Source organism: Massilia sp. NBRC 108631 (assembly GCF_059704565.1).
Map to the genome: position 1 here is coordinate 37,574 of NZ_BAAKJE010000229.1, position 13,238 is coordinate 50,811.

General features: G+C 59.1%; 13 protein-coding genes. 3 read left to right on the forward strand and 10 right to left on the reverse strand.

Features of this window, described 5'->3' with window-relative positions:
* Nucleotides 1–6: 6 nt before the first annotated feature.
* From fdnG to AC6H42_RS25165, 7 genes are all read right to left on the reverse strand, one after another.
* Nucleotides 7–3,078, reverse strand: a complete 3,072-nt coding sequence (fdnG, locus tag AC6H42_RS25135) for a formate dehydrogenase-N subunit alpha (RefSeq protein WP_497549216.1) — start codon at nt 3,076–3,078, stop codon at nt 7–9.
* Nucleotides 3,079–3,430: 352 nt separating this feature from the next.
* Nucleotides 3,431–3,889: a hypothetical protein gene (locus AC6H42_RS25140; protein ID WP_497549217.1), complete on the reverse strand. Its 459-nt coding sequence runs from the start codon at nt 3,887–3,889 to the stop codon at nt 3,431–3,433.
* A 144-nt stretch (nt 3,890–4,033) separates the two neighbouring features.
* Entirely contained in the window at nt 4,034–4,333 is a 300-nt protein-coding gene (locus AC6H42_RS25145; protein WP_157201041.1) for a hypothetical protein, read from the reverse strand.
* A gap of 99 nt (nt 4,334–4,432) precedes the next feature.
* Nucleotides 4,433–4,978, reverse strand: a complete 546-nt coding sequence (locus tag AC6H42_RS25150; protein WP_497549218.1) for an NMCC_0638 family (lipo)protein — start codon at nt 4,976–4,978, stop codon at nt 4,433–4,435.
* A 43-nt stretch (nt 4,979–5,021) separates the two neighbouring features.
* On the reverse strand, nt 5,022–5,579 hold the full coding sequence (locus AC6H42_RS25155) for a hypothetical protein (RefSeq protein WP_497549219.1): 558 nt from the start codon (nt 5,577–5,579) through the stop codon (nt 5,022–5,024).
* A gap of 928 nt (nt 5,580–6,507) precedes the next feature.
* Entirely contained in the window at nt 6,508–6,846 is a 339-nt protein-coding gene (locus AC6H42_RS25160) for a hypothetical protein (RefSeq protein WP_497549220.1), read from the reverse strand.
* Nucleotides 6,830–7,948, reverse strand: coding sequence for an RDD family protein (locus AC6H42_RS25165; protein WP_497549221.1), 1,119 nt, complete (start codon nt 7,946–7,948; stop codon nt 6,830–6,832). The genes AC6H42_RS25160 and AC6H42_RS25165 overlap by 17 nt, the downstream gene beginning before the upstream one ends.
* A 370-nt stretch (nt 7,949–8,318) precedes the next feature.
* On the opposite strand from AC6H42_RS25165, the gene fdhD reads away from it, so the two are divergent.
* Complete coding sequence (gene fdhD, locus AC6H42_RS25170) at nt 8,319–9,143, forward strand: formate dehydrogenase accessory sulfurtransferase FdhD (RefSeq protein ID WP_497549222.1); 825 nt, start codon at nt 8,319–8,321, stop codon at nt 9,141–9,143.
* Between the two features lies 1 nt (nt 9,144).
* Here the strand turns inward: fdhD and pdxR are convergent, their stop codons facing one another.
* Nucleotides 9,145–10,584, reverse strand: a complete 1,440-nt coding sequence (pdxR, locus tag AC6H42_RS25175; protein ID WP_497549223.1) for a MocR-like pyridoxine biosynthesis transcription factor PdxR — start codon at nt 10,582–10,584, stop codon at nt 9,145–9,147.
* A gap of 144 nt (nt 10,585–10,728) precedes the next feature.
* Between pdxR and AC6H42_RS25180 the strand changes: the two genes are divergently transcribed.
* Nucleotides 10,729–11,169 carry a carboxymuconolactone decarboxylase family protein gene (locus AC6H42_RS25180; protein ID WP_057155191.1) on the forward strand — a complete coding sequence of 147 codons (441 nt, stop codon included), beginning with the start codon at nt 10,729–10,731 and terminating at the stop codon, nt 11,167–11,169.
* 49 nt (nt 11,170–11,218) lie between these two features.
* Nucleotides 11,219–11,740: a GNAT family N-acetyltransferase gene (locus AC6H42_RS25185; RefSeq protein WP_057155189.1), complete on the forward strand. Its 522-nt coding sequence runs from the start codon at nt 11,219–11,221 to the stop codon at nt 11,738–11,740.
* A 25-nt stretch (nt 11,741–11,765) separates the two neighbouring features.
* Here the strand turns inward: AC6H42_RS25185 and AC6H42_RS25190 are convergent, their stop codons facing one another.
* Together AC6H42_RS25190 and AC6H42_RS25195 are read right to left on the reverse strand one after the other, a co-directional pair.
* Nucleotides 11,766–12,311 (reverse strand): protein tyrosine phosphatase family protein, encoded by a 546-nt coding sequence (locus tag AC6H42_RS25190; protein ID WP_497549224.1) that lies wholly within the window; start codon nt 12,309–12,311, stop codon nt 11,766–11,768.
* A gap of 349 nt (nt 12,312–12,660) precedes the next feature.
* The gene (locus AC6H42_RS25195; protein ID WP_497549225.1) at nt 12,661–13,230 is read right to left on the reverse strand and encodes a DUF3806 domain-containing protein; all 570 of its coding nucleotides are present in this window, start codon (nt 13,228–13,230) and stop codon (nt 12,661–12,663) included.
* Nucleotides 13,231–13,238: the final 8 nt, after the last annotated feature.

The window sequence follows — 13,238 nt, forward strand, 5'->3', positions numbered from 1 at the left end:
GTTCTCCTAAGCTTTCTCGACCTTCACCAGGAAGGACTTGTACTCCGGCGTTTGCGTGTTGGCGTCCCCCACCGACGGCGTGAGCGTGTTGATCAGGTAGCCGGGACGGGTCACGCCCTTGAAGCCGAAGTGCAGCGGCAAGCCGACTGTGTGGGTCTTCTTGCCCTCGATGGTGAGCGCCTTGATGCGCTTGGTGACCACCGCCTTGGCGACGATCTGCCCCCGCCTGGAAGACACCCTCACCATTCCGCCGTTGGCCACGCCGATTTCCTTGGCCAGGTCCTCGCCGATTTCCACGAACTGTTCCGGCTGGATGATGGCGTTCAGGCGCGCGTGCTTGGTCCAGAAGTGGAAGTGCTCGGTGAGCCGGTAGCTGGTGGCCACGTGCGGGAAGTCCGTGTGTTTGCCAAGCTTGGCCCTGTCGTCCTTGAACATGCGCGCCGCCGGGTTGCTGGTTGCGCGCGGGTTCTTCGGATGCAGCGGGTTGTAGCCGAGCGGATTCTCGAACGGCTCGTAGTGCTCCGGGAAGGGCCCTTCGCCCATGCCGGCGCGGGCGAAGAAGCGCGCCACGCCTTCGGCCAGCATGATGAACGGCCCCATGCCGCTTTCAGGCGGCTCGTCGAGCTTGAAGTCCGGCACGTCCGCGCCGCTCCATGTGGCGCCATTCCAGGCCACCAGCTTGCGGGTGGGGTCGAACGGCTTGCCCTGGGTGTCGGCGGAAGCGCGGTTGTACAGCACGCGGCGGTTGGCTGGCCAGGCCCAGGCCCAGTTCAGCGTCTGGCCGATGCCGGTCGGGTCGCTGTTGTCGCGCCGTCCCATCTGGTTGCCGGCCTGGGTCCAGCAGCCGGCGAAGATCCAGCAGCCGCAAGCCGTGGAACCATCATCGCGCAGTTGGGCGAAGCCTGCCAGCTGCTCGCCCTTCTTCACCAGCACCTTGGTGGCGTCCTTGGGATCGGTCACCTCGGCCAGCGCCTTGCCGTTGTACTCCATCGCCAGTTCCTCCGGCGTGGGGCTGAATGGCTGCGCGTACGGCCAGGTCAGGTTCACGATCGGGTCGGGGAACTTGCCGCCATCGGTCTGGTACATTTTCCGCATGCGCAGGAAGATGCCGGACATGATCTCCAGGTCGCTGCGCGTCTGCCACGGCGGCTCGGCGCCTTGCCAATGCCATTGCAGCACGCGCGAAGAACTGACCAGCGAGCCGCGCTCCTCGGCGAAGCAGGTGGTGGGCAGGCGGAATACCTCGGTCTGGATTTGCGCAGGATCGACATTGTGGAACTCGCCGTGCGGCTTCCAGAATTCGGCCGTCTCCACCGCCAGCGGGTCCATCACTACCAGGAACTTCAGCTTCGACAGCGCCTCCGTCACCTTCTGCTTGTCCGGCGCGGACGCCAGCACGTTAAAGCCCTGGCAAAGGTAGCCGTTCATTTTCCCCTGGTGCATCAGCTCGAAGGCCTGCAGCAGGTCGTACGGCTTGTCCAGCTTGGGCAGGTAGTCGAAGGCCCAGTTGTTTTCGGCCGTCGCCGCCGCGCCCCACCATGCCTTCATCAGGCTCACGTGGAACTTGCGGTAGTTGCTCCAGTAGCTGAGCTGATTGGGACGCAGCGGCTGCAGGGCGCGCGCCTTGATATAGCCCTCCAGGTCCTGCTCCGGCTCGTTGGGCAGGGTCATATAGCCGGGCAGCAGGTTGGTCATCAGCCCCAGGTCGGTCAGGCCCTGGATGTTGGAGTGGCCTCGCAGCGCGTTCATGCCGCCGCCCGCGATGCCGATATTTCCCAGCAGGAGCTGCATCATGGCGCCCAGGCGCAGGGTCTGCGCGCCGGTGGTGTGCTGGGTCCAGCCCAGCGCGTACAGGATGGTGCCGGCGCGCCCCGGAACGGCGGTCGACGCCAGCATGTCCGCCACTTTCTGGAATTTTTCCTTCGGCACGCCGCACACGCGCTCGACCAGCTCCGGCGTGTAACGCGAGTAATGCGCCTTCATCAGCTGATAGACGCAGCGTGGGTGCTGCAGGGTGGGATCAACCTTGGCGTAACCGTCTTCGCCCTTTTCATAGTCCCAGCTGCTCTTGTCGGCGTACTTGCCAGTAGCCTCGTCGTAGCCCGAATACAGGCCATCGTTCAGCGCGAAGTCTTCGCGCACGATGAAGGGCATGTCGGTGTAGTTCACCACGTACTCGCGCTGGATCTTGTCCGCCGTGAGCAGGTAGTTGATCACCGCGCCCAGGAACACGATGTCCGTGCCGGTGCGTGTGGCGACGTACTGGTCGGCCACCGAAGCGGTGCGGGTAAAGCGCGGATCGACCACGATCAGCTGCGCCTTGCGGTGCGCCTTGGCCTCGGTCACCCATTTGAAACCGCAAGGGTGGGCCTCGGCGGCGTTGCCGCCCATGACAAGAATTACATCAGCATTGCGGATATCGACCCAGTGATTCGTCATCGCTCCACGGCCAAACGTCGGGGCAAGACCTGCCACCGTCGGACCATGTCATACACGCGCCTGGTTATCGAATGCCAGCATGCCGAGACTGCGCATGGTTTTGTGGGTCAGGTAGCCGACCTCGTTGCTCGACGCCGATGCCGCCAGCATGCCGGTGGAGAGCCAGCGGTTGACCGTTTTGCCGTCCTCGGTTTTCTCGGTGAAATTGGCGTCGCGGTCCTGCTTCATCAGCTTGGCGATGCGGTCCAGCGCATCGTCCCACGACAGCTGCTTCCATTCCGACGAACCGGGCGCGCGGTACTCCGGCACCTTGAGGCGGTTAGGACTCTGGATAAAGTCGATCAGGCTGGCGCCCTTGGGGCACAGCGTGCCGCGGTTGACCGGATGATCGGCGTCTCCTTCGATGTGGATGATGCGCGCCGCCGCGTTCTTCGCGCCGTCGCCCAGTCCATACATCAGGATGCCGCAGCCCACCGAGCAGTAGGGACAGGTGTTGCGGGTTTCTGTGGTGCGCAGCAACTTGTACTGCCGCACCTCGGCGAGCGCCGGGGTAGGGGCGAAGCCGAGCGCAGCAATGCTCGAGCCCGCCAGGGTAGCGCCTGTCACCCGTAGGAACTGGCGCCGCGACATCTGGTGCATATCTGCCTCCATCATCGTCCTGTATGTCTGATCAGTGTAGCACCATGACAAGAATCAAGGATTGTTGGAATTGTATCGGGGATGTATCTGTTGCTTTTTTGGCATGATGGCTGGCCCCGTTGGCGACATGGCGAGGTTCGATGCCACGGTTCGGGGCACTCGACCTGTAACTCCTTGGCGAAACTCCGCCTGGCCGGCAACGCACGAAACGTTCACCAAGGTCGGCTATTGGCCGGTAACGGTCCAGTATCGCAGCATAACATTTTTGCTATGGCGAAAAGACGCCAATTTACACCACAGCTCGGTAAACCTTGACCAATTATGTCGTGTGATGAAAGCCGTGCCACCTTACTTAAAGCTGAGGAAATATGTGACCAGCCCTGCCCGAGAAAAGGCCCGGCGCCCACGCTGCGCAACGACCAACTGTGCTAACGGTCGCGCTATGCCCTGCTACGGACTCAAGTTCCACAGTACATACGAAAGGTTCACCTTTAGTACCGGTATAGCCGACCCGCACGCCGGCATTGAACTGCACAGTGAGCGTCGCTCGTTTTACGGAATCCCAGGCGACGTTCTGCTTTGACAGAGCGGCGCGTAAGAATGTCGATTGCTCGGCAGCGACGCTAGCGGCGATTATATTATTGGGGTATGCATCTTCAGAAATGAGATTGAACTCTACGCGCCGTGGTGCCACGCGAACGCAGCTATAGAGCAAACCTAATGTCCAGAAACCTTGGTAGTCATTGTTGCGGCTGATGAATCTGGAAAGAAGGCCAGAAGCGCAATGCTTGAGACGAGAGCGAATTTTCATGCGTGGTCCTAGAAGGGTGAGCGCCCTTTAAGCCCATCCGCGGCGCGGAGCACATCATCATATCACCACTATGGCCGTTGTAGGCTATGTCACCCTACTTGCTGTCACGACAAAGTGCCAGTATCCGGTTGTGGCCGGTGACGGTCACCCAATGTTAAATACCGATGCGTTGATTGCAAATCTGATTGCAGCACGCTCCTCATCAAAATGCGTGGCCTGCTCACGGTGGCCGCGTTCCTGATAGTAAACACCAAAGCCAGCAACAGGATTCGCTACGCAATACCATCCATCAAGAGTTTTTCTGTTCCAATGCAACCAGTTGGAGTCCGAATTAAAGCTGCGAAGTACGGCCGAGAGATTCGGGATCCGCTCCCAAAACTCATCAAAGAGCGACGCGTCACCGCCGAGCTGTTCATCGACTTTTTGCTTGAGGTACTCGTTCACGTATTTCGGTCTGTCTATTGCAGAAGTCATCGCGTTTTATCTCATGTGCCGTTAGTCCGCTTGTGGCCGAACGCGGTCTGCGACGTCCCCGTGCACATATCAAGTTTCCACCTTGGATGCAGTGAGCGCAACTTGGAATTTTGCGCCGCCAGGTGCAGCGACAGTCAAAATCAGATTAATAACGGGTTGGCCTTCCATAGACACCGCATAGCTTGTGGTGCGGAGGAGCGTCGTTGCACTGTCTGTAGTGACGTTCTTTAGCTGATAAGTAGCACCTTGAGTCTTTAGATAGTCCAAGAAGCCGACAACCAGATTCGTAGTCATCGACTCGTCTAAATCATTTGCAAAAACACTGCATACATTCGCTCCGAAGTTCGTCAAGACAAAGCGAGAATTTTCGAGCTGAACACTCCAGGCGCTACCAGAGTAACCACCCAAATACGCTGCGGCATCGATGCTTGATAGCTTTTGAAAGCCTGGCTGTGCTAACCAGTTTGTAAATTTTTCTGGATATGGGAAGTTCATAAAACACCCCTGCACAAACTGGCCAACTACCTGTACGGCAGCCAATTCGGACGGTTTAAGCGTAGCGCAAACCGCAAACGGTGAGACGGAGAGCAGAAGTGCTGCAACGAACTTTCTCATGAACAACCTTTGAATTTTATAGCTACATGCCCGGTTCTGGCCACTAACCGTTCGCATACTTGTCTCGCGCCGTCGGCTGCGCTGACGTCATCGATGAGCTCTCGAAGTCAGGGCGCGGACAATCTTTGTTGCTTATTATGCGTTCAATCCCCTCGTTGACCCTCATCGCGGCCTCGACGATATCGTTCAATTGTTCGAGTGATAGCCGCAGTTCATGCTGTTTCCCATCTGGATATCCAGCCACATGAACTATATTCGGTTCATTACACAAAAATGCCCACCGCCCATGAGCGAACCTATTTCGAACCTCTCGAATAAAATCAGCCTCGCGATACCAGTCAAAGCACCGCTGATAGTGAATTTCATCATGGCTGTCCATCATCTGAGTATGTACGAAATTCTCCAATTTTTCTTGAAAGGTCAGTTTTTCAATGGCACTCGAACGATTGGCATTCAAGCCAAAGAACATATTCCCTAGGGTTAGCGCTAATTTGAATTCGATTGACGAAAACACCACAAATAGTTTGCCCAAGCACCTATAGGTATGCTCCTCGGCCAATTGCGCCGGATTCGTCACATAGGGTACTGTAACCAATTCCATCCTTTCCTCAGGTCCGTTTCCGGCCCGCTCGGCCCCATAGGGCAGCATAGCTGTCAGCGCTCAATGTTTGCCACGGCTTGTACGTCGCGTATCGGGCCAGCTATTTGATTTACGTCCGCTACTGGACGTGCTCGTTCCAACGGTGCAGCATAGCATCTTGTTCCGGCGAGAACTGCGCAAATTTCCGCACGTCCGATCGCCACGCCGCTCCTGCGTCGGTGCGTAGCTATGCTTCCTCCACTTTTTTCCGTGATTGTCTTGCTAACCAGCCAGTAGCTTAGTTATCTGCTTTGTGACTGTTTCTCTTGCCTTTCGAACCTTGAATTTCGTCGGGATATGCAGCAGGAAGGAGCCCCATCGATATTTCGAGACGTCGCGCGAGGTGGACGACAAGTATTTTTCCAGCTCCATGGCAGACTCGCGATGGTACGCCCACAATACTTGGCCACGATAGGCAACGGTATAGTATGCGTCATTTGGCCATGCCAGTTGATGCTTTTCTCTGGTAGTACAATGTGAGCACCGTAAGGCCCCAACGGGAAAGTCCCGTCGGGTGCGTAGATATTTCGAATGCGCCCAGTCATCGGGGGAATAACCCGGCGGAAGATCGTGAATGGCCGCATGAGGACTTCCGTGAAGTGCTTCAAAATATAGCGCTCCATGCCATATGTGTCCGCATGAATCCTGAAACTGTTGGTACTCCAAAACACTGCTTTTCCGGAAGAACTCTACATCTGTTCTTAGTTTAATGCGAACAACCTCAACGAACTCAAATTCCGCGCGTTGCTGGCACGTTGGACATTTGACATCCAAGCGATGGGGCATCGGGTTCCATTCATATGTGCCTGTCATGGTATGTTTAATTTATTTCAAATTTTTGCACGATAGAGGGTAATGGCGTCGCAGGCAGAAAGTCTGCTATTGGGCGTCAATAGAAACTTGATTTATAGCTCTCAGGTGGCTTGCCGTTTAGCTCAATGAAACGTTGCATGATCTCAACTCGCGGAAGTGGTGCCCCTTGCGCCAATTTCTCGATGTACGGTATCAGCCACTGTGAGCCGGTAATCTCAAAGTGCTCTCGCCACTTGCTCTCCAGTGCCTCCGTTGCAGATACCGCGCAACCCGCTGAGCCATGACCAACTCCTTCGCTGAAAGCCACTGGGTGCTGTACTGGTTCGAAGCAAATATCAATGTCAAACGGCCACGGGAAATTTGCGGAATCAGCTAGCGGCTTGGTGCCGTGGCCAAGATTAAAGTACTTTGCCATAAGTCGCCAAGGGCGCTTGCCAGTCTTCTGGTGTATAAACGTAGTTCGTCGAGCGCCACCATGATGCGATGCCGATGTCGTAACCTGACGAGAGTGTCACGGCGATCGCGTGCTGGCGGCGCGCCGTAGGATAATTTGTCAGCGCAACCTGCGCAATGCGTCGTGCGAGTACTTCTTGGTTCGGGGCCGAGGCGTCGACGACAGCGTTAATGAACAAACGAGTCGTTGTCCCGTTGTTTGACGAGAGCGAGTTGAGATTGACGCCAACGCGGTCGACACCGGGAAGCGCATCAATCTTCTGTTGTATCAAAGCGAGGTTAGCGAGCGGTTCGGTTTGCAAAAAATGCTTTGAAATCAGCAAGCCTCCAACGGACATGACGAGTATTGCGACGCCTACGACGGCGGCGTGGCCGCGCCAAATCGGCCCGGTGGGCAGGCCTCCTTTACCAGGACCTCCTTTGACAACAAAAGCCCCGACTGCCAAGTCATGTATGGACTGGCGGGTTCTACGGTTAAAGATCAGCATGTAGACCATGCTAAAGATCAGTCCAAAGATCAGCACGGAGATGCCAACGGCGCCCCATTGGTTTGCCCGGCCGAAGTCGAAGCCCGCGCCATTTAGAAAATAGGCGACGCAAAGCACGGCGGCACGAACGAACGCGGCCGGCGCGCTTAGTGCCTCGCCAGTCCGTGATACGACTCTCAGATTCAATGCCCTTTTTCCCAAGGATTGGCCGCCACCTGTTCGGCTTTCTGTGAAGCCAAAGTAGGCGAGCGTAACGATAAATCCAACCACTGTGCCCCACGCGCCAAGCGCGGCAAACTGTGCACCAAAAAGCGCACCAGCAGCAAGTCCGATGATGCCGAGGATAAGCATATCAATGACGAATGCGCCGATTCTCCGCCAAGGCGTGGCAATGGTTGCGGTATGCGGTGCTATTACCGAATTCGGTTCAGCCTCGGCATGCGCGGAGGCTGATGCCATGGCTGAGAGCCGCGCTTCGATCTCCCTTACTCGCTCTGGGTGACGGACAGCATCGATGCGCGTCAATATCTGTCGAAGCTGTGACTCCGTATAGCTGCTGAAATCTGGTTCGTCCATCAATATGCCTTAACGAATGTGGTACTACCCAGCCCCTGTCGCCTACTTATGCAATGCAACGCTACTCGGCAACCGTTCGCATCCGATTTGCCGCGCCAGGCTGCCGTGGCTACGGGCTGACCCAAGGAATCTGGCAGTAATGGTAGTGCGGGCCGGGTGATATGAATGACTGTTTCTGGCAGCATAGCATCTTGCTCAGATGAAAAAATGCGCAAAATCTCACATTTCAGGTCGATGCGCTGCAGCCGCGCCGGAAGACCAGCCAAGTCGGTGTTCACGTCGCGAAGCTGGAACGAGCCCGGGCCGCCGAATGATTGAAGTGTCATCGCCTCATTGTGTAACGTCATTTCGTTTGTGGCATGATGACAGAATGAGTACGCTGCCGCCGGATGATGAAAAGCTGATTTCTTCGCGCTTTACCGTGCGACGGCTGGCGCGCGGCCAGCTGCTGGACGATATCGACGACCTGGCCGAGGAGGTGCCAGTTGCGCTGGAGTACAACGGCATTTCGCACGCCGTGATGATGGCCACGCCCGCCGACCTGGAAGACTTCGCGCTGGGCTTCTCGCTGTCGGAAGGCATATTGAACGATGCCGCCGAATGCTACGGCATCGATATCGAACAAGCTTGCGAAGGTGTGACGGTGAAGCTGGAAGTGTCAGCCCGTGCGTTCGCGCAGCTCAAAGAGCGGCGGCGCAGCCTGAGCGGGCGCACCGGTTGCGGTCTTTGTGGAGTGGACAGTCTGGATCAGGTCTACCGCACCTTGCCTGTGCTGGCGCCGGACCGCGCGCTGTCTGCACACGGCATCCGCGTGGCGCTGGAAGCGCTGGGTGGCGCGCAGCCGCTGGCGCGGCTCACCGGCGCAACACATGCCGCCGCATGGTGCGCGCCGGACGGCGAGCTGCAGGCCGTGTTCGAGGACGTGGGACGCCACAATGCGCTCGACAAGCTGATTGGCATGATGGCGCGCCGGCGTGTGGACCCGTCCGCTGGCTTTGCGCTCATCACCAGCCGCGCGAGCGTGGAGATGGTGCAGAAGGCAGCCATGGCGCGCGTCTCGGCGCTGGTGGCGATATCGGCGCCAACCGCGACTGCAGTGCGGCTGGCCGAAGAATGCGGCCTGACCCTGGTCGCTTTCGCGCGGGGTGGAAATTTTGTCTGCTATGCCAATTCCACCGGCGCCTTGTTCGGCTGAGCTATTCCATTTCAACGAGAATGTCGCGCACGCGGACAAGCGCGGGTTCGATGTCGAGCGTATCGATGGCGCCGTAGCCCAGGTACAGGCCTTGGTGCGGCGGCTGGTCCGCGTAGAAGTTCGCCAGCGAGTACAACCCCACGTCAGCCCTGCGCGCGAGGCGCAGCAGCAGGCCGATGTCAATATGGGGCCCGCGCTTGCACAGTGCTGCCAGGTGGAAGCCCGCTTCGGCCGGCACCAGCTCGAACCATGGCGCCAGCATGGTTGCAAACAATGACTGCAGCCGCTCGCGGCGCGTGGCGTAGACGCCGTGGCAGCGGCGGATATGTTTTTGCAGGTGGCCATCGGTGATGAACTTGGCCAGGGCGTGCTGGTTCATCGTGCTGGTGTGCCAGTCCGTCAGGTGCTTGACCGTCAGCGTGGCGTTGAGCAGTGCCTCAGGCAGAACCATGTAGCCCAGCCTCAGCTCGGGCAGCATCACCTTCGAGAAGGTGCCGACGAAGACCACCATGCCGTGCGTGTCCATGCTTTGCAGCGAGTCCGTGGGCCGGCCTTCGTAGCGGAACTCGCTGTCGTAGTCATCCTCGATGACGATGGCGCCGATATCGCGGGCGCGGGCCAGCAGGGCGCGTCGGCGTGCCACGCTCATTGGCATCCCCAGCGGGAACTGGTGCGCGGGCGTGACGTAGATGAGGCGCGTGCCGTCCGGTATGCGATCCACGATGATGCCTTGCTCGTCCACCGGAATGCCTACCACCTGCGCGCCCTGGCTGGCGAACAGCCCGCGTGCTGCTGGGTAGCCAGGATCTTCCACCGCCACCACACAACCCGGCTCCAGCAGCACGCGGCCCAGCAAGTCCAGAGCCTGCTGCGCGCCGTTGGTCACCACCACGTTGGCTGGCGTGCACACCACGCCGCGCGCGAATGCTATGTGGCGGGCGATGGCAGCGCGCAGCACTGGCACGCCTTCGGCGTCGCCGTAGCGGCCGCGCAGCGCCGGGTCCTGGCGCAGCGCGTGGGTAACGCAGCGGCGCCATTCGTCCATCGGGAAGTGGCCGGGCGTGGCGCAGCCGCCGATGAATTCATAGCGCGAGCGGCCTTCAGGCTGCGGATGGCGCAGCGGCGTGGCCATGCTGTCCCACTTGCGCACGATGTCGGCGCTGGCCAGGCCGCTGCGCTCCACGTGCTGCGGACGCGGCTCGGCGGGCGCCTGCACGTAGCTGCCAGCGCCCACTCGGCCCATCACCAGCTTGTCCAGCGCGAGGCGGCTGTACGCTTCGGACACGGTCTTGCGCGACAGGCCGAGCTGCTCGGCCAGCAGGCGGGTAGGCGGCAGTTGCTGGCCGGGCGCCAGCCTTCCGCTGCGGATGGCGTCCGACAACTGGCGATGCAATTGGCCGGTGAGGTCCTTGCGGCCTTCTATAACGATGTGAAGTTCCATGGATTCCAAGGCTGCCCGGATTTGCAGGGATTGGCAAGGGATTGGACTCTTGGCGTGCGCGATTTTCCCGGAATTGGCACCCTGCCTATCCGGCCATGGCTCCTACAATAGCCTCACTGAACAACAAATTGAAGGAGCAGCACGATGAACCCTCGTATCGATTTCTATGCCGCCAACCCGGACGCAATGAAAGCCATGATCGCCCTGGAAGTGGCGGTCGGCAAGCTGGGACTGGAAGCGCCGCTGATGGAACTGATCAAGCTGCGGGCTTCGCAGATCAACGGCTGCGCGTTTTGCGTGGACATGCATACCAGCGACATGCGCAAGGCCGGCGAGACCGAGCGCCGGCTGAGTGGCTTGGTCGTGTGGGAAGAGACGCCGTTCTTCACGGCCCGCGAACGCGCCGCGCTGGCCTGGACCGAGGCACTGACCCGCATTGCGGATACCCGCGCGCCGGACGCGGCCTATGCCGAACTGGCCGAGCATTTCACGCCCGCCGAGATGGTGGCGGTGACGATGGCTATCAACACGATCAATAGCTGGAACCGGCTGGCCATCGGCTTTCGAAAGGGGCCAACACTGTAAGGAGCGGCTACGCCGTGAGGCATCGTAACAGCGCCGCTATAATCGGCGCATGACCGACACCAGCCGCTTTCACATTCCTGCCGTATTGCCTGCCTTGCGTGGCGAGCGCCTGCTCCTCAGGGCTATGAAGGAGGACGACGCGGCGGCGCTGTTCGACATTTATGGCGATCCGCAGGTGATGCAATATACCGGCGAGCGGCCGTTTCCGAACCCAGGGACGGTCCGGCTGATGCTGAAGAGCGTGCGCAAGCTCCTTGCTGAAGGCGAGTCGCTGGAGTGGGCAATCGCCTCGCACGACAGTGGGCTGGTGGTCGGCACTTGCGGTCTCCACAGTTTCGACATGGCGCTGCGGACGGCGGAAGTGGGCTGCTTGCTCAGGCAGTCGGCATGGGGCAAGGGCTACATGGCGGAAGCGCTTGGCCTCGTGACGACTTTTGCCGACGAGGTGCTTGGCCTGTACGGGCTGGCTGCGGATGTAGCGGAAGCCAACGTGCAGGCGCAAAGGCTGTTCGGCAAACTGGGGTATCGGGCGGCCGGTTCGGGGATGCTGGAACTGGCCTTGAAGCGCTAGGCGGTCGGAGACCGGAAGCCAGCGGTCAGTACGGCTCGAACTCGATCCCAGCCTTGCGTAGCTGGGACGTCAGCAGACGATTCCAGGCGCCCCTGGGCGACCAGACCCGCGCGACGGCCTGGTATGCCTGTTCGGGCGGCTCCCGCAATTTAATCACGCGGTACAGAAATGTGAGCGTGGATGCGCGCATATTGACCTGGCAGTGCACCAGTACCTTCCGGTCCTGAAACCGGCTCATCGTTTCGGCGAACTGTTCGAAGTCCGCTTCGGTCGGCTCGCCGAATTCGATGGGGATGTTGACGAACTCAAGCCCTTGGCGGCGCACGATATCCGCTTCGCCAGTGACGGCGTCAGGGACGGTTGGCGGCGCGAGGTAGACGACGGCCTTGAATCCCTGGCCGGCGAGCGCCGCAAGGGAAGCCGCAGTCGGCTGGCCCGATGTCACGATCGTCGGCGAGATGGCGACCACATTCGGTGCCGTGAGGCTTGGCTCATCCGCGCGCGCTGCCGCGCTGCACACCAGCAGGGCGATCGCGATCAGGATACTGCCGGGTAGCATTGCAATGCGCATGCGGTGGGCCTTTGTTCAGGAAGATTGTTTGCGCAGCCAGCTCATCGTGCCGGGTTCTCATTCGCGAAAAGAATGGTGAGCTACCTGTATCTCGGCGGCATCAGATTCGTCTTGAAATACTGCACGAGGTCGCCGCTGTCGGACAAAACTGTGCGATACGCTTTTCCATTGGCTATCCGCCATTCCGCGACGTGGGACCCGCCTGCGTCACCAAAAACAGCGCGGACGCTGCAGTTCAGCTTGTCGTAGCAAAAGCCGCATATGTGTGAAGCAAGCTCGCTTTCCCGCTTCACAACTTCAGCCGACGCTGCGCCAGCAAACGGCGTTAGCAGCATGCATAATATGGATTTCAACATTCCGTCTCCGTAGTGGCGTTGCGTTTCATCTGGCCGTCATCAATAGTGGTCATGGTGGCGTAATAGATGCCCTCCATGAAGTTATCGTCATAATTCTCAATTCGCTTCGCTACCGATGCGAGGGGAAATGCAATGACTTCATACTTCCTGGAGCGTACGCCCAAATCTGTTCCATACTCGTCGATCACTTCTACCCACTCCATGTCCAGGTCGCACGCTAACCTGTTGCCCAGGTGGGCTCCCAGCATTTCAATGACAGCTTCGTCAGAAAAGTCGCGCGATTTGTCTTTGCGCCAGCGGCGGAATGCCTCGTCGTATGCTTTCAGGGTTGGGCTCGACCCGTAGCAATAGACCGTCAAAAATTGCGCAGCCGCTGCATCCAGTTCATGCATGCGTTTCAACCTGCCGGCGTCAAGCGAACGCACCTGTTGCGAAACGGGGGCGACCGGGAACGTGGTAATCGGAACCGCACCGGCCGGCGTATCGATCTCCCGTGTTTCTGCTTGTTTGGCCTTGCCGATAAATGGCGCAAGCAGTTGCGAAAAGAACTTTTTACTGCGCATCGTGTGGG

Excerpts from the sequence above, each read along its gene's own strand:
- AC6H42_RS25165 (WP_497549221.1), bottom strand. The coding sequence starts at position 7,948 with ATGGACGAACCAGATTTCAGCAGCTATACGGAGTCACAGCTTCGACAG.
- AC6H42_RS25195 (WP_497549225.1), bottom strand. The coding sequence starts at position 13,230 with ATGCGCAGTAAAAAGTTCTTTTCGCAACTGCTTGCGCCATTTATCGGC.
- AC6H42_RS25190 (WP_497549224.1), bottom strand. The coding sequence starts at position 12,311 with ATGCGCATTGCAATGCTACCCGGCAGTATCCTGATCGCGATCGCCCTG.
- fdhD (WP_497549222.1), top strand. The coding sequence starts at position 8,319 with ATGAGTACGCTGCCGCCGGATGATGAAAAGCTGATTTCTTCGCGCTTT.
- AC6H42_RS25160 (WP_497549220.1), bottom strand. The coding sequence starts at position 6,846 with ATGGCAAAGTACTTTAATCTTGGCCACGGCACCAAGCCGCTAGCTGAT.
- AC6H42_RS25140 (WP_497549217.1), bottom strand. The coding sequence starts at position 3,889 with ATGAAAATTCGCTCTCGTCTCAAGCATTGCGCTTCTGGCCTTCTTTCC.
- AC6H42_RS25155 (WP_497549219.1), bottom strand. The coding sequence starts at position 5,579 with ATGGAATTGGTTACAGTACCCTATGTGACGAATCCGGCGCAATTGGCC.
- AC6H42_RS25180 (WP_057155191.1), top strand. The coding sequence starts at position 10,729 with ATGAACCCTCGTATCGATTTCTATGCCGCCAACCCGGACGCAATGAAA.
- pdxR (WP_497549223.1), bottom strand. The coding sequence starts at position 10,584 with ATGGAACTTCACATCGTTATAGAAGGCCGCAAGGACCTCACCGGCCAA.
- AC6H42_RS25150 (WP_497549218.1), bottom strand. The coding sequence starts at position 4,978 with ATGAGAAAGTTCGTTGCAGCACTTCTGCTCTCCGTCTCACCGTTTGCG.
- AC6H42_RS25185 (WP_057155189.1), top strand. The coding sequence starts at position 11,219 with ATGACCGACACCAGCCGCTTTCACATTCCTGCCGTATTGCCTGCCTTG.